Annotated in this window: 16 protein-coding genes; 13 read left to right on the top strand and 3 right to left on the bottom strand. The window is 44.1% G+C overall.

Annotated features, from left to right (window positions below):
* The first annotated feature begins 445 nt into the window (after positions 1 to 445).
* The 9 genes from Q0081_RS25170 (at position 446) to Q0081_RS25210 (ending at position 17771) form a co-directional block, all read left to right on the top strand.
* On the top strand, positions 446 to 3289 hold the full coding sequence (locus tag Q0081_RS25170; protein WP_298360238.1) for an alpha-L-rhamnosidase: 2844 nt from the start codon (positions 446 to 448) through the stop codon (positions 3287 to 3289).
* A 160-nt stretch (positions 3290 to 3449) separates the two neighbouring features.
* Complete coding sequence (locus tag Q0081_RS25175) at positions 3450 to 4007, top strand: RNA polymerase sigma factor (protein WP_298360240.1); 558 nt, start codon at positions 3450 to 3452, stop codon at positions 4005 to 4007.
* Positions 4008 to 4039: 32 nt separating this feature from the next.
* Positions 4040 to 5050, top strand: a complete 1011-nt coding sequence (locus Q0081_RS25180) for a FecR family protein (RefSeq protein ID WP_298360242.1) — start codon at positions 4040 to 4042, stop codon at positions 5048 to 5050.
* A gap of 161 nt (positions 5051 to 5211) precedes the next feature.
* Complete coding sequence (locus tag Q0081_RS25185; protein ID WP_298360244.1) at positions 5212 to 8559, top strand: TonB-dependent receptor; 3348 nt, start codon at positions 5212 to 5214, stop codon at positions 8557 to 8559.
* A 49-nt stretch (positions 8560 to 8608) separates the two neighbouring features.
* Positions 8609 to 10087 (top strand): RagB/SusD family nutrient uptake outer membrane protein, encoded by a 1479-nt coding sequence (locus tag Q0081_RS25190; RefSeq protein WP_298360246.1) that lies wholly within the window; start codon positions 8609 to 8611, stop codon positions 10085 to 10087.
* 19 nt (positions 10088 to 10106) lie between these two features.
* Positions 10107 to 11468, top strand: a complete 1362-nt coding sequence (locus Q0081_RS25195; protein ID WP_298360248.1) for an FAD-dependent oxidoreductase — start codon at positions 10107 to 10109, stop codon at positions 11466 to 11468.
* 36 nt (positions 11469 to 11504) lie between these two features.
* Positions 11505 to 12653: a hypothetical protein gene (locus Q0081_RS25200; protein WP_298360250.1), complete on the top strand. Its 1149-nt coding sequence runs from the start codon at positions 11505 to 11507 to the stop codon at positions 12651 to 12653.
* Positions 12654 to 12723: 70 nt separating this feature from the next.
* Positions 12724 to 14220 carry a sulfatase gene (locus tag Q0081_RS25205; RefSeq protein ID WP_298360252.1) on the top strand — a complete coding sequence of 499 codons (1497 nt, stop codon included), beginning with the start codon at positions 12724 to 12726 and terminating at the stop codon, positions 14218 to 14220.
* 17 nt (positions 14221 to 14237) lie between these two features.
* Entirely contained in the window at positions 14238 to 17771 is a 3534-nt protein-coding gene (locus Q0081_RS25210) for a sulfatase-like hydrolase/transferase (protein ID WP_298360254.1), read from the top strand.
* Positions 17772 to 17795: 24 nt separating this feature from the next.
* Here the strand turns inward: Q0081_RS25210 and Q0081_RS25215 are convergent, their stop codons facing one another.
* Positions 17796 to 18167 carry a hypothetical protein gene (locus Q0081_RS25215; RefSeq protein WP_298360256.1) on the bottom strand — a complete coding sequence of 124 codons (372 nt, stop codon included), beginning with the start codon at positions 18165 to 18167 and terminating at the stop codon, positions 17796 to 17798.
* Between the two features lie 196 nt (positions 18168 to 18363).
* On the opposite strand from Q0081_RS25215, the gene Q0081_RS25220 reads away from it, so the two are divergent.
* The 4 genes from Q0081_RS25220 to Q0081_RS25235 all read left to right on the top strand — a co-directional run bounded on the left by Q0081_RS25220 (position 18364) and on the right by Q0081_RS25235 (position 19965).
* Complete coding sequence (locus tag Q0081_RS25220) at positions 18364 to 18552, top strand: hypothetical protein (protein ID WP_298360258.1); 189 nt, start codon at positions 18364 to 18366, stop codon at positions 18550 to 18552.
* Positions 18552 to 19322 (top strand): TIGR02757 family protein, encoded by a 771-nt coding sequence (locus Q0081_RS25225; RefSeq protein WP_298360260.1) that lies wholly within the window; start codon positions 18552 to 18554, stop codon positions 19320 to 19322. Before Q0081_RS25220 ends, Q0081_RS25225 begins: the two co-directional genes overlap by 1 nt.
* 77 nt (positions 19323 to 19399) lie before the next feature.
* Entirely contained in the window at positions 19400 to 19552 is a 153-nt protein-coding gene (locus Q0081_RS25230; RefSeq protein WP_298360262.1) for a hypothetical protein, read from the top strand.
* Positions 19552 to 19965 carry a type II toxin-antitoxin system VapC family toxin gene (locus Q0081_RS25235; RefSeq protein WP_298360264.1) on the top strand — a complete coding sequence of 138 codons (414 nt, stop codon included), beginning with the start codon at positions 19552 to 19554 and terminating at the stop codon, positions 19963 to 19965. The genes Q0081_RS25230 and Q0081_RS25235 overlap by 1 nt, the downstream gene beginning before the upstream one ends.
* 15 nt (positions 19966 to 19980) lie before the next feature.
* On the opposite strand, the gene Q0081_RS25240 is transcribed toward Q0081_RS25235, so the two are convergent.
* Entirely contained in the window at positions 19981 to 20490 is a 510-nt protein-coding gene (locus Q0081_RS25240) for a GNAT family N-acetyltransferase (RefSeq protein WP_298360266.1), read from the bottom strand.
* 34 nt (positions 20491 to 20524) lie between these two features.
* Positions 20525 to 20847 (bottom strand): VanZ family protein (locus Q0081_RS25245; protein WP_298360268.1); only part of this gene is annotated, 323 nt, incomplete at its 5' end.

The raw sequence follows: 20847 nt of genomic DNA on the forward strand, positions 1-20847 counted from the left end.
AAAGGCCTTATGTGGATAACTTTGTAAAATCCGAACCAATAATTAAAAATGCCGCCTAAATATCCTTGCAAAAGAATTGATTTATTGTTTGGAATAACCATAACAATCCGTGCGGAACGCTTAGAAGAGAATGCTTAAACTTGAATTGGTTTTATTCACTCTCAGAACTTAATCAACACTTGGACAAATGCGGGGCGGCCCGTGCCGTATTACGCATATAATTTTGAGCGACCTCATAAGTCCATCAATTATTTGACCCCGAATGCTTTTGAAAAGCAAAATCAAAGTATCTACTATAAAATGGTTGCACCAGAAAACAGGTAAGACAAACCCAAATAAATAAACCAACAACGATTTTTGTATAAAAGGTAGGTTTGTAAAGGATAGTTGTGCGGCTATTTGTTAGATATTTGTCTTCTATTCCATGATAAAACCTCAAACCTGTATGATTCGGACATTTTCCCTGCTCTTTTTCTGTTTTCTCCTTTCTTTTCACACCTACGCCCAAAGCGATCTCAAAGCTGGTTTCCTGCGGTGTGAATACAAAATCAATCCCGTTACTGACGTAGCAAATCCTCGCTTGAGTTGGGAACTGACCTCGGCGGTCAACAGTCAATACCAAACTGGGTATCAAATTCTGGCGGCGACTTCGGTAGCGTTGTTGGAGGAAGGAAAAGCGGATCTGTGGGACAGTAAAAAAGTCACGGGCGACGCTACTTTTCAAATTGAATACGCGGGCAAAGCGCCGGAGTCGCGACAAATTTGCTATTGGAAAGTTCGCAGTTGGGATAAGAAAAATCTGCCCGGACCGTGGAGCACTCCTGCCTCGTGGGAAATGGGACTGCTGCAAAAAACCGACTGGAAAGCTACCTTCATTGGTCTTAATCTGAATCAGTTAGGGAAAGGCAAGGAATACCATTTGCCGCCTGCCCCTTTTCTCCGTAAAGAGGTTGACATAAAAGGGCCCATTAAAAAAGCAAGGTTGTACGTGACGGCATTAGGCCTGTACGAATTTCAAATCAACGGTCGAAAAATCGGAAACGATTACCTCACTCCGGGCTGGACCGACTACCACAAACGCCTTTATTACCAAACCTTTGACGTAAGTAAAGAACTGCGCCCCGGCAAAAACGCCTTGGGGTCCATCATTTCGTACGGCTGGTATGCGGGGTATTTGGGCTACGCACTATTGGTCAGGAACCCCGTCGTGAAAAACTTTTACGGTGATGTCCCTGCCCTGAAAGCACAATTGGAAATTGAATATACCAACGGTCAAAAGGAAATAGTGGCTACTGATAATACGTGGAAAGCCAACTACGGACCCATTGTAGAATCCGATATTTTGAACGGGGAAGTTTACGACGCCAACAAAGAACTGGCGGGCTGGAATCAACCCGGTTATAATGAGGCGGCTTGGAAAAAGGTCATTACCGTTGCGGAAAAAACCGACCGTTTACTTCAAGTTTATCCCGGCGACCCGGTGCGGGAAGTGGCAAGGCTAACGCCCAAAAACAGTAAACAAATGGGTCCTAATGCCTATTTGGTCAATATGGGGCAAAACTTTGCGGGGAGTATCAAAGTTCGCTTCAAAGCTGCCAAAGGCGATTCTATTCTTTTTAGATTCGGCGAAATGCTCTATCCCGATGGTAAACTCATGACCGAAAACCTGCGCAAAGCGCGGGGAACGGACTTATACGTTGCCAAAGGCGACCCTAATGGAGAAATCTATGAGCCGCGTTTTACCTATCACGGTTTTCAATACGTACAGATCGAAGGCTTGAAATATTCCATCGGAATGCAGGATATTCTGGGCATTGTGTTGTCGTCGGCTACGCCCAAAGCAGGAACGTTTGAAACCGACAACGCTTTTGTAAACCAATTGTACCACAATATTATCTGGACACAACAATCTAATTATCTGGAAGTTCCGACCGACTGTCCGCAGCGCGATGAACGTTTGGGCTGGACGGGCGATGCCCAAGCCTACGTCAAAAGCGCGACACTCAACAACGACATTGCGGCCTTTGGCACCAAATGGGTGGTGGACTTGAACGACGCCCAACTCGCCAACGGTGCCTATCCCGTCTACGCCCCGGCTCCTTCGGTGCGCGTTACGGATACCTATTCGCCGGGCTGGATGGAAGCGGGAATCATTTATCCGTACCAAATTTTCAGGTCGTACGGTGATACCAAAATCATCAAAGCGCACTGGTCCGAAATGAAGAAATTCATGCAGTTTTTGGAAACAAAAAGCAAAGGTGAGTACGTATTCAAGGAAACCGCGTTTGCCGAAGTGGACCCCAAAGGTGGATTCGGGGATTGGCTGAGTGTGGGTAAAAAAACGCCGCCCGATTTGCTGGCTACCATGTATTATGCCTATTCGGCGAGTCTGATGCAGGAAATGGCGGCCGCCATCGCTGATGAAAAACAGGCGACTCATTTCAAAGAAGTATTCGCCAAAGTCAAAGCGGCTTTGTTGAAACATTATACTAATGCTGAAGGCAAATTCATTTGCAATGCCGCTGCCTACGGCAATGGAAAAGGATACATTGACGGAGAGATGGGCTTTGAAGGCCACACCCAAACGGCCTACGCTAACGCCATTTTTATGAACCTTTTGGATAGCACGCATACGCTGAAAGCCGCTAAATGGCTGAATGAATTAGTGGTCAAAAACGGTAATAAACTGACTACCGGTTTTTTGGGGGTTCGGCCTATGCTGCCGGCACTTTCGGCAACGGGAAACAGTGAAACGGCGTATAAATTATTGTTCCAAAAAGAATACCCGTCGTGGGGTTTTGAAATTGCCAACGGGGCCAATACGATTTGGGAACGCTGGAACAGTTTTACGCGCGAAGGCGGCTTTCCTGCCGGTATGAATTCCTTCAATCACTACGCATTCGGGTCGATTTGCGAATGGATGTTTGAAAACATGGCGGGCATCAAAGAAACCTCGCCCGGCTTCAAAACCTTCATCATTCAACCGGAACTCATGACAACGAATATCAACTCGCTAAAGGCGGCTCACCGTTCCATCAACGGTACCATTACTTCGGCTTGGCAAAAAAAGGGAGACATCATTACAATGACCATAGAGGTACCCGTCAACACGACAGCTACGATATGCCTGCCACCAACCCCAACCAACAACATTACTTTTAACGGGAAAGCGCTTGTCGCAACTGCCGTTAAGTCCAAATTAATAGGTCGTCGTGAGCGAAACACGGTGATGGTGGGGTCGGGAAAATATGTGCTCAGTTATAAAAAATCGGCTTTGTCGGGCTTTTAAGTGCTCGAAGCATTTTTATCATTTCTAATTAAAGCGTCTTTGATTGAACGAAGGCGCTTTTTTTGTTTTGTCTTGACAATAAAATTATTCAAAGAATTTTTAAAATCATTTAGGGATTTTCGTCAGCTAATTGACTATACAGATAACACCATATTCAGAGATGAAACACCGCAACCTGACAGATGAGCAATTGGTTGATTTCCTGAAAAGTGACGATAAAGCCGCTTTTGAGGAAATCTACAACCGCTATTGGTACAAATTATTGGGAGTTGCCTATCACGAAACGGGTACGCGTGAAGAAGCGGAAGAATTGGTGCAGGATCTGTTTGAGCGCATTTGGCACAAGCGTCAGGAGAGCGTTATCCGGCATTTGAGCGCTTATTTGGTAGTGTCCATCAAGCATTTGGCAATCAATTATGTCAAGTCGCAAATTACGCAGCGAAAATTTCAGGAGTACTTGATATTCAATGAAATCAAACAATCGTACGCCACTGACGAAAGTGTTCAGTTTGCCGATTTGTCGAAAGCGGTGGACGAGGCGATGAAAAAATTGCCCGAAAAAAGTGTCGAGATATTCAAGATGAGTCGGTTTGAAAACCAATCCGTCAAGGCCATTGCGCAACAGTTAAATCTATCGGAAAAAGCCGTGGAATATCACATTACCAAATCGCTCAAAGTCTTGAAAGAACAGTTGAAAGCCTATCATTCCGACAACTAATATCCACCCATTTCTTCATAATAAACTAACTGATGAATCAATACGAATTTAATCAATTACTGGAAAAATACCTCGCGGGCGAATGCAGTCCAGACGAGGAAAAACTGGTCCACGAATGGCAGGAAAATACGCTCAAAACCAACGTATTACTCCTGAGTGAGCCCGAACAGGTGAGCGTCAAAAAACGCCTTTGGCAACGCATCACGGAATCCATTTTTGAGGAAACAGCACAACTGCCTTTCTACAAAACGTACCAGTATCAATGGGCTGCTGCCGCTTTAATTGCCATTGTTTTGGGCGGTGGATGGTTTCTTTCTCAACAGCCTGATTTTGAAGAAAAAACTATTACTCAAACCTTACAAACGCCGCACGGCATTGAGGTCAAAAATACGGCGACAAATCCGCGACAAATCCACTTGGAAGATGGCAGCGTGGTGATTTTGAAAGCCAACAGCAGCGTGACCTATCCGGAGCATTTCGGTAAGCAAAGCCGCAGTGTATTTTTAAAAGGAGAAGCTTTTTTCAACGTCAAACGCGACCCTACCAAGCCATTTGTCGTTCATGCCGGCGAGTTGGTGACGGAGGTACTGGGAACAAGTTTTACGGTCAAATCCTACGAAGATGCTCAATCCATCGAAGTTGTGGTAGCCACGGGACGCGTATCGGTTTATGAAAACTCTGCCAAACCGACCCAACAACGTAACGGCCTGATTTTGACCCCTAACCAGAAAATTACTTTCGACAAAGTCTCTCGAAAACTGACCCCGAGTATTATTGAAAAACCCGTTGTGATTCAGCCTCCGACGCATCCCACCACCTTTATTTTTGAAGAAACCCCATTGCCCAACGTGCTTAAAAAATTGGAAAATGCCTACGGAATTCAAATCATTGTGGAAAACCAGATGCTGAATCAGTGCGTTTTCACCGCCGACCTAAACGACCTGCCGCTCCATACGCAGCTTGATTTGATTTGCAAATCAGTCAATGCCTCTTTTGAGCAACGCGGTACGAGCATTTTTATCAATGGGGAGGGGTGTAAGTAAATTAGGAGTGAGTACCAAAAAAGCCGACAATGTTACGAGCATTATCGGCTTAGAGTGACCCGCAGCCGAATGGACGTTCGGTTGGTCCTGATTCATGCGTGCATGAAACACGGCCTTGCGGGGGAGTTTTTGCCTTTTCAAACCAAAAACATGTTAAAATTATGCAAAAAAATGTACGAACCAAAGCGTTCTTGCTCAAAGCGATGAGAATGACGGTTACCCAATTAATGCTACTGGCTGTTTTCTGCGGATTGGCCAGTGCCCGCGACACAAAAGCCCAAGAGGTGCTCAATACCTCCGTTTCGCTTAAAATCGAATCGGTCGAGATCAAGCGGGTTTTTAATACGATTGAGAAACAGGCAAATATCAAGTTTGTTTACAGTCCCAATGCCATCCGGTCTGACCAAAAAGTTTCTTTGAGTATGACCAACAAACTTTCGGAAGTATTGAGAGAGTTGTTGACCCCGCTCAATATTTCGTACGAAGTGGTCGGAACGCGCATTTTATTACGCAAAAAACTGCCCGAAAAATCCGCCTCCATCGACGAAATATCAGTTCCGGTCCCAAACGCAACCGAACCTCAGGAACAAATCATCAAAGGCAAAGTAACCGACGCTGAAAAAAACGAAGCACTACCAGGCGTGAGTATTTTGTTGAAAGGAACCCAAAAAGGAACGTCAACCAACGCAAACGGAGAGTTTTCGCTCGCCGTACCCGATAATAACGCAGTATTGGTATTCAGTTTTGTAGGCTACGAACCGCAGGAAATTATTGCAGGCAATCGTACCGAAATTAATATTGGCCTCAAAATCGACACCAAGGCACTGGATGAAGTGATCGTGGTGGGTTACGGAACGGTCAAAAAAAGCGATTTGACCGGGTCAGTGGCACAGGTAAAATCGAAAGAATTGAATGCCTTTCCGACCGCCAACGTACTACAATCGTTGTCCGGACGGGCTGCCGGTGTGCAAGTTACTCAAAATAATGGCGCACCTGGTGCTGGGGTAAGTGTTCGTATCAGAGGCACCAACTCCATTCAAGGTAGCAATGAGCCACTTTATGTTGTAGATGGATTTCCAATTTCGGGGAGCAATCCAACGATACTCAACAATGTCGACATTGAGAGCATAGAAATTCTAAAAGATGCCTCTGCAACAGCCATTTATGGTTCAAGAGGCGCAAACGGGGTGGTTTTGATTACCACTAAACAGGGAAAATCTGGCAAGACAAAAGTGGACTTTGAAACCAGTTTCAGTACTCAAACTTTACGCAAGAAACTGGATCTGATGAACGCCCAAGAATACGCGACATTTAATAACATACAAGCAGTCAATGATAAATTAATTCCTTATTTTAGTCAGGCGCAGGTAGATGGTTTTGGCGAAGGCTTTGATTGGCAAGACTTGGTTTTTCAACGGGCTCCCATGAAGACAACCTCGATGAACATAAGCGGAGGAAATGATAAAACGCAATTTTCGGTATCAGGCAGCTTCTTTGGACAGGATGGCATCGTGAAGGGTAGCGACTATAACCGCTATTCGTTACGCACCAACCTCAATCACAAAGTCAGTGAAAAATTCAGTGTGAATTTATCTAACACTTTAACACGCCTCAAAACGAGCAGAAGAGACAGCGAAGGCAATTCAAGAGGAAGTTCAATGATTTCAGCTGCTATTTCATCCCCTCCTACCTTTAATCCATATAACGATGACGGCACATACCGAGTTTTAGCCATTGCTTATCCGTTTGTAGCTACCGACTTGATTAATCCCCTCAATTTTATCAATGAGCAAAGCAATATAATCAAGGCCAATCGGGTGCTAACCAATGCTGCACTTATTTACAAACCAATTCGAGAAATAACAGTTAAAATTTCAGGAGGCGTCGAAAACGCCGATGACCGTACAGATAGCTACACCACCAGAAACTTCTTCAATTCTCCCGGCAGAGCCAGTATCGGTACCAGTCAGTTTACAAGTTTACTGAACGAGAATACCATCAGTTTTGACAAAACCTTTCAACAAATACACAACATCTCCGCCATAGCCGGTTTCACCTATCAGGATTTCGTCAGCACTTCGCTTTCGGGCAGTGGCAATGGTTTTTTGAGCGATGTTACCGAAACTTCTGGACTTAGCTCTGCCACCACGCCAGGTATTCCTGGTTCTAGCTATTCTAAATCGGTCTTGCTGTCTTATTTAGCCCGAGTAAATTATGGCTTCAAAGATAAGTATTTGGCCACAATCAGCATCAGAAGAGATGGTTCTTCCAGATACAGCGATGGAAACAAATGGGGTTATTTTCCTTCGGGCGCGTTGGCGTGGCGGATTTCTAATGAAGGATTTTTAAAAAACAACAAATTCATTTCCGACCTAAAATTACGGGCCAGTTGGGGCTTTACTGGCAGCCAGGCGATTAACCCTTATTCAACCCTCAATCAACTTTCGACTAACCGAACAGTTTTTAATGATGCCTTATATACCGCATTTTCGCCAGGCACACGATTACCAGGAAATTTGAAATGGGAAACCACCGAGCAAAAAGACATTGGTGTTGATTTTGGAATCCTAAACAACCGAGTACTGTTCACGGCAGATTATTACATTAAAAACACCCGCGATTTGCTCAATACTGTTGTGTTGCCTTCGTCTTTGGGCTTTACTTCCACCATTCAAAACATTGGTGAAATACAAAATAAAGGCATCGAATTGGGCATAGACGGCCACATTTTCACGGGGGCATTCAAATGGGACCTCAATGCCAATGTCTCTTTTAATCGTAATAAAGTAGTGAAACTTACCGGAGGTGCTGATGTTTTGGGCGGCAACGTCGGCGGAATAGTAGTCATCAATGATGTAACAAATATCTTGCGCGAAGGACAGCCGATTGGTCGGTTTTGGGGCTATTTGGAAGATGGTTACACTGAGCAAGGAAACATTAAATTCCAAGACTTGGATGGTAATGGTACAATTAACCAAAATGACAAAACCTATATTGGAAACCCTAATCCCGACTTTATTTACGGTATTAATTCAATTATGTCCTATAAAAACTTTGACTTGTCCTTGTTTATTCAAGGAGTTCAGGGCAATGATTTGTTTAATGCCAGTGCTATAAATAATACCATTGACATTGGCTTTGGTTTAAATATGCCCAAAGAAGTACTGACAAACCATTGGACACCCACCAATATCAATGCCAAATATCCGAAGATCAGCCGTAATACGAATTCGCGCGTTTCAAACCGATTCATCGAAGATGGTTCTTACTTACGACTGCGAAATATTCAATTGGCCTACAATTTGCCTGTTGTTAAATGGGGAATTAAATGGACAAACAGTGTACAGTTGTACGTTAGCGGACAAAATTTACTGACCCTGACCAAGTACTCGTGGTGGGACCCAGAAGTTAATTCAAAAGGTGGGGCAAACTCTACCTCCCAAGGAATTGACCACAATAGCTATCCCACGGCCAAGTCGTTTACCGCTGGTCTCAGAACGAGCTTTTAAATTTTGATACACATTGATAACAATTTCCCATATTATAAAAAACATTACAATGGAAAAATCATTCTCTTTTTTACGTGCCTGCTTCAAAATTGTGAATTGGAGTACGCTCGGGGCTGCATTTCTAATGTTATTCACCTCGTGTGAAAAACTGCTGGTTGAAGAACCCAAATTTATGGTGGTTGAAAATTTCTTTAATACCGCTTCCGAAATAGAATCCGCCGTCAATGCTATCTATGTACCATTGCGTGGTGGTAACTATACCACTTACGAAACTTCATTAGAATGTCAAGCCGACTACACATATGGGCGTGGCAGTTGGGCACCGCTTCATGAGTATAAGGGGCTTAACGACGCGAATATCAGTCGGGTAGCGAGCTTATGGAATGCATTTTATCTGAGTATTCGTAATGCCAACTTAGTCATTCAGAATGCACCAAAGGGAAAATCAATCTCTCAGGCCGACATCAGCAAATACGTAGCGGAGGCCAAGTTTATGCGAGCGTTCAACTATTTTCAACTGGTCAGAAATTGGGCGGGCGTACCGCTTCGTACAGAAGCTAATATGACCGAAATAGACCTGAAAAGAAGCACGGTTGATGAGGTTTATAATTTAATTGTTTCTGATTTGAAAGAAGCTGAAAACGCGCTGCTTGACAAACCGTCAGACGTAGGCAGACCTTCCAAATGGGCTGCAAAAGCTTTATTGGCTGATGTATATTTACAATTAGCCAAATATGCAGAAGCCCGAGATAAGGCCGATGAGGTCATCAAAAGTAATAAATTTTCGCTGGTCTCTGTCGCCACCAAAGTAGATTTCCAGACAAAAGTCTTTGGACCTGAGTTGGTTTCAACTACTGAGGAGATTTTTTACTTCAAATATACGCGCCAGATAGGCCAAGGAAACTACATGCTGTGGATTACCAATCACCCAAGTACCAACCTTTTTAACTTTGGTGGTGCTTTTGTGGTCTATGGCCAAAACACTGAATCATTTTATAGGACTTGGGATGATAACGATATCAGAAAAGCCTTGTGGGAAAAAGTAAATATTGGTCTTGGTGCCAACACGCTCATTAGCTCCAAGTTTGCAGACCAAAAGGCAGTTGATCAAGTTGGGGCAGGTAACGACGACCCCGTTTATGCCTATGCAGATGTGTTACTGATTTATGCTGAAGCCGCTTCTATGGTAAATAATGGTCCCACTGCCCAAGCGATAGAAGCAATTAATCAAGTTCGTCGCCGTGGCTATGGTAAAAATCCAACAGCTCCTTCCACCGTTGATCTTGTACTTGCCAATTACACCGCCGACACGTTTTTGGATTTGGTTATCAGAGAACGGGGCTACGAGTTTATGTATTTAGGAAAACGTTGGCTTGATTTGAAACGGACGGGAAAACTGAAAGACGTAATTAAGGCATCAAAAGGCATAACCGTGGCCGACAAACACCTTTTTTGGCCAATCCCGGTTTCTGAGTTAAACTTCAACAAAGCACTTGATCCCGCCAAAGATCAAAATCTCGGGTATTGATTTTTACCAAAACAGGAAGATGAAAAAAATACAAAGAAGAGCCGCCCTCTCCTCCATTGGGGCCATGTCGCTGGGAATCACGGCCCTGGCCAAAGGAGAAATCGTGAGTGAACCCTATAAAATCAAAAAGCAAACGCTGAAAACCGACATATTGGTCATTGGCGGAGGAACCGCAGGGGTGATTGCCGCTATTCAGGCGGGTAGGGCAGGACGAAAAACGATTCTGGTAGAAAATGGAAGCCAACTCGGCGGAACGACCACTACCGGAGGTGTGGCTTTTCCGGGAATATTTTTTGCGTGGGGAAACCAAATCATCAGCGGAATTGGCTGGGAACTTGTACAGGCTGCAGTGGCACTCAATGACGATACCCTGCCAAACTTTTCCATTCCACACGGCAAAAATCACCCGCGCCATCAGGTTCGTTTGAATGGTCAACTGTATGCGATGCTCATTGAAGAAAAATGCATCGAAGCGGGAGTACAAATTCGGTTTTATGAAACTCCTACCCAAATTATGTTCAAAAAAAACAATTGGATAGTTCAGACGATGGGCAAAGGGATGATAACGGAAATCATTTGTAATCAACTCATTGACTGTACGGGCAACGCATACGCCACTTCGATTGCGGGTTTTACTGTACTGCGCGAAGCGGAGACGCAGCCCGGCTCACTCATGTTTGAGATAGGCGGTTATGATTTCAATTCGCTTGATTTGAAAATGATTCAAGCCCGTTATCAGGAAACTATCCAAAAAGGAGAACTGGTCAAAACCGATTTTCGCAACAATATAGTCGGGGTCTTAAAAAGTAAAGGAGATAACATATCGCATGTCATGGGGGCAGATTCTACTACCTCAGAGTCGCATACGCTTGCCAACATCAAAGGTAGAACGTCGTTGCTGCAAACATTGCGTTTTTTGAGAACATTGCCTGGTTTGGAAAAAACCAAGCTTGTGGACATGCAAAACGAAACCGCCGTGCGCGAAACGTACCGAATTGACGGACATTATAAAATCACTCATGCTGATTACGTCACAGGCAAAAAGTTCGACGATGCTGTTTCTTATTCTTATTATCCGATTGATGTTCATGATGAAAACGGCGTTGTGCCCGACCATTTAAAAGAAGGCATTGTCCCTACGGTTCCTCTGCGGGCGTTGATTCCCAAAAACAGCCGAAATTTTTTGGTAGCCGGTCGCTGCATAAGTAGCGACCGTTTGGCCAATTCGGCACTTCGGGTGCAGGCCTCCTGTATGGGTATGGGACAGGCAGCGGGGGCAACGGCCGTTTTGGCAAACCTGCAAAATAAAACACCTTTGGATGTTTCTATAAAGGATATTAAAGAAATGATTGAAGCACACGGCGGAATTGTTCCCGTGTAGTCTTAGAATAAATCCATTCGTTTTTTGGAGATGAATATGTTGTATCGACCGATTTTTGGGATAGTGGTTGTATTGGTATTTTCGGCTTATTTTATTCCGCAAAAAATTCGGTATTTTAATTCTCAAACCATATCGCTTCCACCAGATAAAACACAGGCATATATCGTTGATTTTAAAGACTCAATTGGCATTGATACCTTGTTTCAAGTAAAATCAAAAGAAGGGTATCCGATTTCTTATTATAGAAACATAAAAACCAGTGTTTGTTTCGACAACAAATGCCGATTGTTGGATATTGTTCTTTATTGGAATATTACGGGACGCTATCTTGGATTTGAACTTCCGGAGAAGGAATTTTTGAGCAAAACAGAGCATGAACCATTTGTTCCCGATGAATATAAGCGGTTAAATGAGATTTTAGCAGATTCAATGTCAGCGCTCAGAACACTTTCGTATAATGCGTTGGTCCCAAGATATAATGCGAAAACGGCTCATGCTGACGGTATTACCTCACCTTCTGCCCCTGATGTGCTGGAATATATTGTAAAAGGTGCCGCTTATACGACCTATATCATGTGGCATTTTGTCTATGGAACTACCCAGAATGAAGTAGAAAATAGAACTGGGAAGGAACTATCAGCTCCGTTACTGCTAAAAATTTTAGAGAGCCCTAATTTGACCGACAAAATATGGGCTCTCAATCATAGCCGGAACTACCTCAATCAAAGTCCAGAACTTCAAATAAAACTATTTGAGGTTGTTGATAATAAAGATTATAATTTGGCTGAAAGGGCTATCAATTCAGTAAATTTGAAAGAAACGGCATCTGATAATTTGCAGATTTTATTAGTTGGAAAATTTGCCAAAGGCAATTACGCACTGAAAAAATTGATTTTGAGTAAACTGAAAGAAGCCCCTCAATTGCATAATCAAACAAAAGAGGATTTAGCGCATCAACTCAAATCACTCAATGGCGAATTGCTCGGTAACGTGCTTGATATTTTCAAAAAACATGATGTCAATGATGCGGAAACCTGTCGAATGGTAGCAGAATTGTTAGAAAACGACAATAGTTTTATTTCCCAAAAAGCTTATGCCTTTCTTAAAAACATAAAAATACAAGACGAAGTAATTGAAAATAAGCTCGTCAAATACAAATCAGGACGTGATTTAAACAGAAATTAAAGTAAAAACGCAACGACAAAGCTTTTGAAAAACAGTGCCTTACTTCATATTTTTAAAAAAGCTTTGTCAAATGAATAAACGTACTTATTACAAGGTCTCTGGCCAGAAAGGGCAATATAGCAGCCTACGTACCCTATTTTTCCTTGCGTTCCTCTCGCTTTCCAACCAAGTATTAGTAGGCCAAAACACTGCCAAAAAGCCCAATATTCTATACATTTTGGTGGATCAATGGCGGGCGCAGGCGACGGGGTATGCGGGCGATAAAAACGTGTATGCACCCAATCTCGACCGATTGGCGCGCCAAAGTGTGAACGTCAAAAATGCTGTTTCAGGCACACCCGTTTGTACGCCGCATCGCGCTTCGCTCATGACCGGGCAGTATCCGCTCACCAACGGCGTTTTTATGAACGATGTTTTATTGGACACCAACGCCACGACAATTGCGAAAGTGTACAAAAAGAACGGCTACACCACAGGATTTGTGGGCAAATGGCACATTGACGGGCACGGCCGAAACACCTACATTCCGCCTACGCGTCAGCAGGGATTTGGTTATTGGAAAGCCTTGGAATGCACCCATGATTACAATAATTCGGCTTACTACGCCGGTGATTCCAATAAAAAGTTGGTGTGGAAAGGCTACGATGTCATCGCGCAGACCGACGATGTCTGCAACTACATGACCGCTAAAGCCAAAGAAACCAATCCCTTCATGGTGTTTATTTCCATTGGCAGTCCGCACGATCCGTATCAAACGGCTCCCGAAAAATACCGTAAGATGTTTGAAAACAAAGACATCGTCATCAACGAAAACGTACCCGTTGAGAAACGCGAAAAGGTCAAAAACGACCTCCGGGGCTACTATTCACATATTGCGGCCATTGATGACTGCATCGGCAAAATGTGGCAGACGCTCAGTGATTTGGGCATTGAAGACAACACCATCATCGTGTTTTCATCCGATCACGGCGATTTACTCGGTGCGCACGGTTCCTGGAACAAACAGCAGCCTTACGCCGAAAGTATCAAGGTACCTTTTTTGCTTCATTATCCTAAGTTGTTCGGTAAAACGGGCAAAACCTCCGAGGCCTTGCTGAATTCTCCTGACATCATGCCTACCCTCTTAGGCCTTTGCGACATTCCCGTTCCGGCCTCGGTGGAAGGTAGTGATTTTTCGGGAGTGTTGAAAGGGACGAAAAAAGACAACGTCAAACATACGCTGATTTCCTGCACCCAGCCTTTCGGGCAATGGACTCGAAAAATGGGCGGGAAAGAGTATCGAGGTATTGTTACTCATCAATATACTTATACCCGCGATTTGAACGGCCCGTGGCTGCTGTTTGATAATTTGAAAGACCCGTTTCAACTCACTAATTTGGTTGGAAAAATAGAATATAAAAAAGTGCAGACTCAATTGGACGCCGACCTGAAGGGAGAATTACGCAAACGAAAAGACGAATTTAAACCCGGAATGGAGTATGTAAAGCAATGGAAGTACTTAGTGGATGAGACAGAAACGGTGCCTTACAGAAAAGTAAATTACGAAGGAAAGCCGATTGTTGAGTAATCCAAAACGATTTAGTCATGTTCCAAAATAGCGGGTTTTACCGATTTGTTTTTCTATTAAGCTGTTGTTTTTGTGCGAAGGTAACTTTTGCACAAAAGCAATCGACCAAGCCCAATATCATCTTTATCCTAACTGACGATCACCGAGCCGGTGCGTTGGGCTACACGGGCAATCCGTATGCACACACGCCTGAAATGGACAAATTGGCACAAACGGGGGTTTATTTTAAAAAAGCACTTGTAACCACCCCGATCTGTGCCGCGAGCCGAGCCAGTATTTTGAGTGCCATGCAGGAACGTGCCCACCGCTACACGTTTCAGACCGGCAATATCAAGCAGGAATACATGGAAAATGCCTACCCCAAAGTACTGAAAGAGGCCGGCTATTACACGGGTTTTTACGGTAAATTTGGCGTAAAATACGACCGCACAGACCAACTATTCCACGTGTATGAAGACTATGACCGCAACAACCGCTACACCGATAAACGCGGTTATTTCTTCAAAACCCTCGGGAAAGATACCGTCCACCTAACCCGCTATACGGGCCAAAAAGCCATTGATTTTATTGAAAACGCGCCCACCGATAAGCCCTTTTGTTTATCGCTGAGTTTCTCGGCTCCCCACGCCCACGACGGAGCCCCTGACCAATATTTTTACGACGAACAAACAGCGCATTGGCTTGAAAATGAAACCATTGCCCCGCCGCTTTTGGGCGAAGACAAGTACTTTAACCAACAGCCCGAAAAAGTAAAAGCAGGCTTCAGCCGCCTGCGTTGGACGTGGCGATTTGATACTCCCGAAAAATACCAGCGCATGGTCAAGGGTTATTACCGAATGATTGCAGGGATCGACCTGGAAATTGCCAAAATTCGGGAAGAACTGAAAAAGAAAAACCTTGACAAAAATACCGTCATCATTTTGATGGGCGATAATGGATACATGCTGGGAGAAAGGCAGTTAGCCGACAAATGGCTGATGTATGATAATTCCATTCGGGTTCCCCTGATCATTTACGACCCAAGGCAGGAGAAGCACCTGGACAGTGACGAAATGGCCCTCAATATTGATGTTCCGGCCACGATTCTGGACTTGGCAGGGGTGAATCGACCGAAAAATTATCACGGAAAAAGCTTGTTTCCGTTGGTTAACCAAACGGCCCGAAGTATGCAGCGCGACACGGTGTTGATTGAGCACTTGTGGGAATTTGAAAGCATCCCGCCAAGCGAAGGGGTACGCACCAACGAGTGGAAATATTTTCGGTATGTCAACGACAAAAGCCTCGAAGAACTCTACAATTTAAAGGCCGACCCCAACGAGATCACCAACTTGGTTCGGGACGAAAAATACCGGGAGGTGTTGAACAACCTGCGGCAAAAAACCGAAAAGCTCATTCAGCAACACCGAGATGCCAATGCCTGCCAACCAACAGGGTTAATGGTGGAGTTTATCCGACAACCTGCTACCGTTTTGTTGAAAGATGCGACGCCCGAATTTGGTTGGGCGGTACCCAAAGAAGCCGTTTTTCAGTCGGCCTATCAACTGTTGGTGGCTTCTTCCAAAACCAACATTGATAACAACATCGGCGATGTGTGGAACACGGGACTGGTGCGCGGCACTACATCGTCGAATGTGACTTACCAAGGCAAATCCTTACAAACGGGCGTGTCGTACTTTTGGAAGGTGAGGATTTGGGATACCGACAATCGCACGGGTGATTATTCTGAACCGCAGTCGTTTCGGGTGGGACCGCCGGACAATTCAATCTCAACGACCAATATTTTTCAGGTAGATAAAAAGAAGCCGACGAAATTCATTAAAACGGCCCCGGGCAGTTACTTCGTTGATTTTGGAAAAGCGGCCTTTGCGAATCTGGAACTCAATTACATAGCCAAAAAGAACCAAATCCTCATTGTACGGCTGGGCGAACAACTCGAAAACGGGAAAATAAACCGAAAACCAATGGGCAGTATTCGGTATCAGGAGGTAAAAGTGGAGGTATCGAAAGGCAAAAAAACCTACCGACTCAACATCAAACCCGACGAACGAAATACTAAATCAAGCGCTGGCGCGGTGGTATTGCCCGATTCTTTCCCCGTCTTACTGCCGTTTCGGTACTGTGAAATAGAAAATGTTGCCGAAAATCTGACGGCCAACGACCTGACGCAATTGGCGTATTTCAGCTATTTTGAAGAAGACCAAAGCCGTTTCAAAAGCTCTGATACTACCCTCAATCAGATCTGGGAGTTGTGCAAATACACGATCAAAGCCAGTTCATTTTCAGGACTTTACCTCGATGGCGACCGGGAGCGCATTCCGTACGAAGCCGATGCCTACCTCAATCAGCTAAGCCACTACGCCACCGATCGTGAGTACGGCATTGCCCGCAAAACCATTGAGTATTTTATGGAGCACCCCACGTGGCCTACCGAATGGCAACTCCACGTGGCGCTGATGTTTTACCAGGATTATATGTACACTGGTAATACCGAATTGATCGCCAAATACTACGAACCTCTGAAGTACAAAACCCTCATGGAACTCGCCCGGGAGGATGGTTTGATCAGCTCGTCGTCGCCTAAAAATACGCCTGAGTTCATGCAAAAACTGGGTTTCAAAGACCCTAAAATACAGCTGAAAGACATCGTCGATTGGCCGCCTGCCCAAAAGGATACGGGTTGGAAATTGGCCACTGCCGAAGGCGAACGAGATGGCTATGTTTTTACGCCCATCAACACCATGGTGAACTGTTTCTTTTACAAAAACATGGAGATCATGGCCGAATTTGCACGAATACTCCATAAATCGGAAGATGAAAGACGGTTTCAGACCTTGGCGATTAAAGCCAAAAATGCTATTAATGAAAAATTATTTAACCCAAAAACGGGGGCGTACATTGACGGAGAAGGCACTGAGCACTCCTCGCTGCACGCTAACATGATGGCGTTGGCTTTTGACATTACCCCCGAAAACCACAAAAAATCGGTCGCCGATTTTATCAAATCCCGGGGCATGGCGTGCAGTGTTTATGGCTCGCAGTATTTATTGGAAGCCCTCTACAACGCCAACGAAGCCAATTATGCCTTACAACTGATGACCGCCACGCACGACCGAAGCTGGTGGAACATGATAAAGATCGGCTCGACCATGACGCTGGAGGCATGGGATACCAAATACAAACCTAACCTCGACTGGAACCACGCCTGGGGAGCGGCACCCGCCAATATTGTCGCCCGCAATATGTGGGGCATTCAACCCAAAACGGCAGGGGGAAGCATCATGCACATCAAACCGCAATTAGGTACGCTTTCTTCTTCCGAAATCACCGTGCCCATTATGAAAGGACTTATCAAGGCCTCGTATCAGCGCAAAAGCAGGGTTTTTCAGGAATATACCTTTGAACTGCCCGCCAATGTATCAGCAGAACTGGAATTAAAGTACTCACCCGAAGATACAATCCTGCTGAACGGAACAAAAGTAGACACCTCCTTCGGCACTCTTCGGCTGTCGCCGGGCATCAATACGGTTGTGTTAAATGTCAATACGTTTTAAGCACTGCAAAAACCTGTTAGAATATTAGTTATCATTGTCATCTACGTGCAAAACGTGTAAAAACCGATGTATAAAGGGGGCGAAGAAGATAGAAGTGGCCGATAAAAACGTGATGCCGCTGAAGAGCGCATAGAAAGAGGCGAACCATTTGGCAGTATCAGTATAAAGGTCATCAACAGGACCCATACCTCCCAAAATCATGGCAGCATTGTAGAATGCAGAAACCCAGTCAAGTGACGGTTGGTCTGGTTTGTCTCCTCCTGAAAGATAATAATAGCCCACAGCGCCTAAAACCCAAGAAGCCCCGATTACCCCTGCTGCTACAAAAGCGTATTTGGCTACGCGCCGCTTGAACCGAGGACGCGATATAACTTTCTGGTTTTTATGCTCGAACATGAAATTGGATTTTGTGAAATTGCGACGAAAAATAGCATTTTTATTTCCCGAACCAAAGCCCGAAATTTGCAGTTAATGAAGTACCAAATTATTTACAGTAAGCAGTGGATATATCTTGCTATTAAAATTTGAAAATCAATAAGTTAATAGTAGAAATCTGTTTTGAATACTGATAACTCAATACTCAATACTATTTATGCTCTCTCGACGTCAGGAACGCGAACAACTCAAAACTACCCTCGGATACCGCATTTGGAGTGTGGCCTTTACCTTATTTTATCCTATTATTTCTCTGTTTGCCTTGGTATTTACGGGAATAGTTCGTTTGTTTTCCGGGCTTTCGCAGGGATTAGTTTGGCTCTTGAAAGGAGGAAAGCGCGTTTGATGACGGATTATATCGCGGAACTGCTGGAACAAAAGGTAGCTCAGTACAACCGCCCTAATTTTATCCCCAATGATCCTATCAGTATTCCCCACCAATTTTCTCGTCGGCAAGACATCGAAATTATGGGTTTTTGGGCGGCGGTATTGGCTTGGGGACAGCGTAAAACCATCATCAACAAATGCAACGAGTTGATTCAACTCATGGATGGTGCGCCTTATGACTTCATAAAAAACCACACCGATTCTGATTTAAAGCGTTTCCTAAATTTTAAACACCGCACCTTTAACGCGACGGATACGCTCTATTTTCTTCATTTTTTCAGAGAATACTATCAAAAACACGATTCATTGGAAATGGCCTTCTCACAGCCATTATCTCCTGACGTTTTGAATGTAGAAAAGGGCTTGGTAGGATTTCATGAGTTGTTTTTCAGTTTAGAAGATTTTCCTGAACGTACCCGTAAACACATTGCCACGCCCGTACGCAAATCATCCTGTAAGCGGTTGAATATGTTTCTGCGCTGGATGGTTCGGAAAGACGACAAAGGTGTAGACTTTGGCATTTGGACCACTATTAAACCTTCACAACTCATTTGTCCCTGCGATGTACACGTAGACCGCGTAGCGCGTAAACTCGGTCTCATTCAGCGTCCCACTACCGACTGGCAAACGGCTCTCGAACTAACCGAAAACTTAAAGCAGTTTGATGCTGATGACCCGGTGAAGTATGATTTCGCGTTGTTTGGTTTGGGTGTGGAAGGGGAGATGTAAGCGAACTGAATTTGCAAAATTGCCAAACATTTTCAATCTTTAGCGCGTTGATTTGTAATAATAATAATAATGCACAGATGGAAACGCCGGCAAATCCAGGTAAACTTAAAAAACAGAATCCCAAGCCTCCAAAGAAAAGTTTGATGGAATTGGTAAAAGAAGTGATTCCGAAAGGAAAATACAAAGGGCTTTCAAAAATTTTAGAGCCTCACGAAATGCCTGATTGCTAATGAATTATTTGTTGGACACAAACGTTTTCATTATCCTTATCGAAGAAAGCTTTGACAGGCTTAGCCAAACTCAACGAGAAGTCATATCAAATTCTGAAAGTATATTTTGGCTTTCTGAGTCGAGTTTGTATGAAATTGCAATCAAAGTTAGGTTGGAAAAATCAGATTTTTCTCACATCAACATTTCTACGATTGAAGATGACAGACAGCGATTAAACATTCGTTTGTTGAAGCCTAAAGTAGTTCATTATTTGAATATACCCGAAGTGCCTAAAGTGTATCTAAGCCCTTCCAAATTACACGCCGACCCATTCGATTTATTGATTATTTCACAGGCACTTATCGAAGATCTTCCAATCCTTTCGACTGACCGCTACTTTCCTGATTATGAAGGGTTGCGCGTAATTACTTGATTGATTTGAAACGTTTTATAACAGTTCAAGCTCAAATACCAACGCATTTTCGTGGCCTTTGTAAATGTTTTCTACTTCCGTCATTCCCGATTTTTCTAAAACGCGCCGGGAGTTGAGGTTATCGGCTTGAATGAAAGCCACAATTTCTCTCTCTTTAAAATTCTGGTTCAGGTATTCAATTGCCTTTTGGGTGATTTCGGTCGCGTAGCCTTTGCCCCATGCTTCTGGTAAAAACGCATAACCTACTTCAATGGCGTCAGTGTTATCAATGTGTTTGATTTTAACGAGGCCAAGATATGTATCGGTTGCTTTTTCAAAACAAGCAAAAAGCCCTAAACCTTCGTTTTCTGCTGCGTAAACAGTTTCCTGTCGGATTCGGGCTAAACTCTGTGACGGTTCAGCCACAGGTTTTCGGATAAATGCCATTACATCCGGATTGCCTTCTGTTCGGCACAGATCATTGACATCACTTTCCTGAAAATGGCGAAGGTAAAGGCGTGAAGATTCTAAAAAGAGAATGGACATTTTTTTATAAATGGTGGCGAGCGGTGCGGTTGGTTTAGAAAAATCTCTTTTTAAACCAGTGAGCAATTGGAATGGCTGTAATGATACCAATGGCATCGGCGAGGCCATCATATAAATCAAACATGCGGCCAATTGGTAAAACATATTGCCAAACTTCAATAAAAAAACCGTACGCAATTCCTCCGGCAATGACCCAAAAAGGATTTGGTTTGGCCCAATACCAAAGTGCTCCCAAAATGCCAAAGGCTCCGAAATGATGTAATTTATCCGAGCCTAATCCTTCAACCATCTCCTCACGTGGGATAGAACAAAGCCCCAAAATCACTAACGTCCAAACGATGGCAAGATGGGGCTTTG

It is taken from the genome of Runella sp. (assembly GCF_027484545.1).
In the GTDB taxonomy this organism is placed as follows: Bacteria; Bacteroidota; Bacteroidia; order Cytophagales; family Spirosomataceae; genus Runella.

Excerpts from the sequence above, each read along its gene's own strand:
- Q0081_RS25180 (WP_298360242.1), top strand. The coding sequence starts at position 4,040 with ATGAATCAATACGAATTTAATCAATTACTGGAAAAATACCTCGCGGGC.
- Q0081_RS25195 (WP_298360248.1), top strand. The coding sequence starts at position 10,107 with ATGAAAAAAATACAAAGAAGAGCCGCCCTCTCCTCCATTGGGGCCATG.
- Q0081_RS25225 (WP_298360260.1), top strand. The coding sequence starts at position 18,552 with ATGACGGATTATATCGCGGAACTGCTGGAACAAAAGGTAGCTCAGTAC.
- Q0081_RS25175 (WP_298360240.1), top strand. The coding sequence starts at position 3,450 with ATGAAACACCGCAACCTGACAGATGAGCAATTGGTTGATTTCCTGAAA.
- Q0081_RS25215 (WP_298360256.1), bottom strand. The coding sequence starts at position 18,167 with ATGTTCGAGCATAAAAACCAGAAAGTTATATCGCGTCCTCGGTTCAAG.
- Q0081_RS25185 (WP_298360244.1), top strand. The coding sequence starts at position 5,212 with ATGCAAAAAAATGTACGAACCAAAGCGTTCTTGCTCAAAGCGATGAGA.
- Q0081_RS25235 (WP_298360264.1), top strand. The coding sequence starts at position 19,552 with ATGAATTATTTGTTGGACACAAACGTTTTCATTATCCTTATCGAAGAA.
- Q0081_RS25200 (WP_298360250.1), top strand. The coding sequence starts at position 11,505 with ATGTTGTATCGACCGATTTTTGGGATAGTGGTTGTATTGGTATTTTCG.
- Q0081_RS25210 (WP_298360254.1), top strand. The coding sequence starts at position 14,238 with ATGTTCCAAAATAGCGGGTTTTACCGATTTGTTTTTCTATTAAGCTGT.
- Q0081_RS25230 (WP_298360262.1), top strand. The coding sequence starts at position 19,400 with ATGGAAACGCCGGCAAATCCAGGTAAACTTAAAAAACAGAATCCCAAG.
- Q0081_RS25205 (WP_298360252.1), top strand. The coding sequence starts at position 12,724 with ATGAATAAACGTACTTATTACAAGGTCTCTGGCCAGAAAGGGCAATAT.
- Q0081_RS25190 (WP_298360246.1), top strand. The coding sequence starts at position 8,609 with ATGGAAAAATCATTCTCTTTTTTACGTGCCTGCTTCAAAATTGTGAAT.
- Q0081_RS25170 (WP_298360238.1), top strand. The coding sequence starts at position 446 with ATGATTCGGACATTTTCCCTGCTCTTTTTCTGTTTTCTCCTTTCTTTT.
- Q0081_RS25220 (WP_298360258.1), top strand. The coding sequence starts at position 18,364 with ATGCTCTCTCGACGTCAGGAACGCGAACAACTCAAAACTACCCTCGGA.
- Q0081_RS25240 (WP_298360266.1), bottom strand. The coding sequence starts at position 20,490 with ATGTCCATTCTCTTTTTAGAATCTTCACGCCTTTACCTTCGCCATTTT.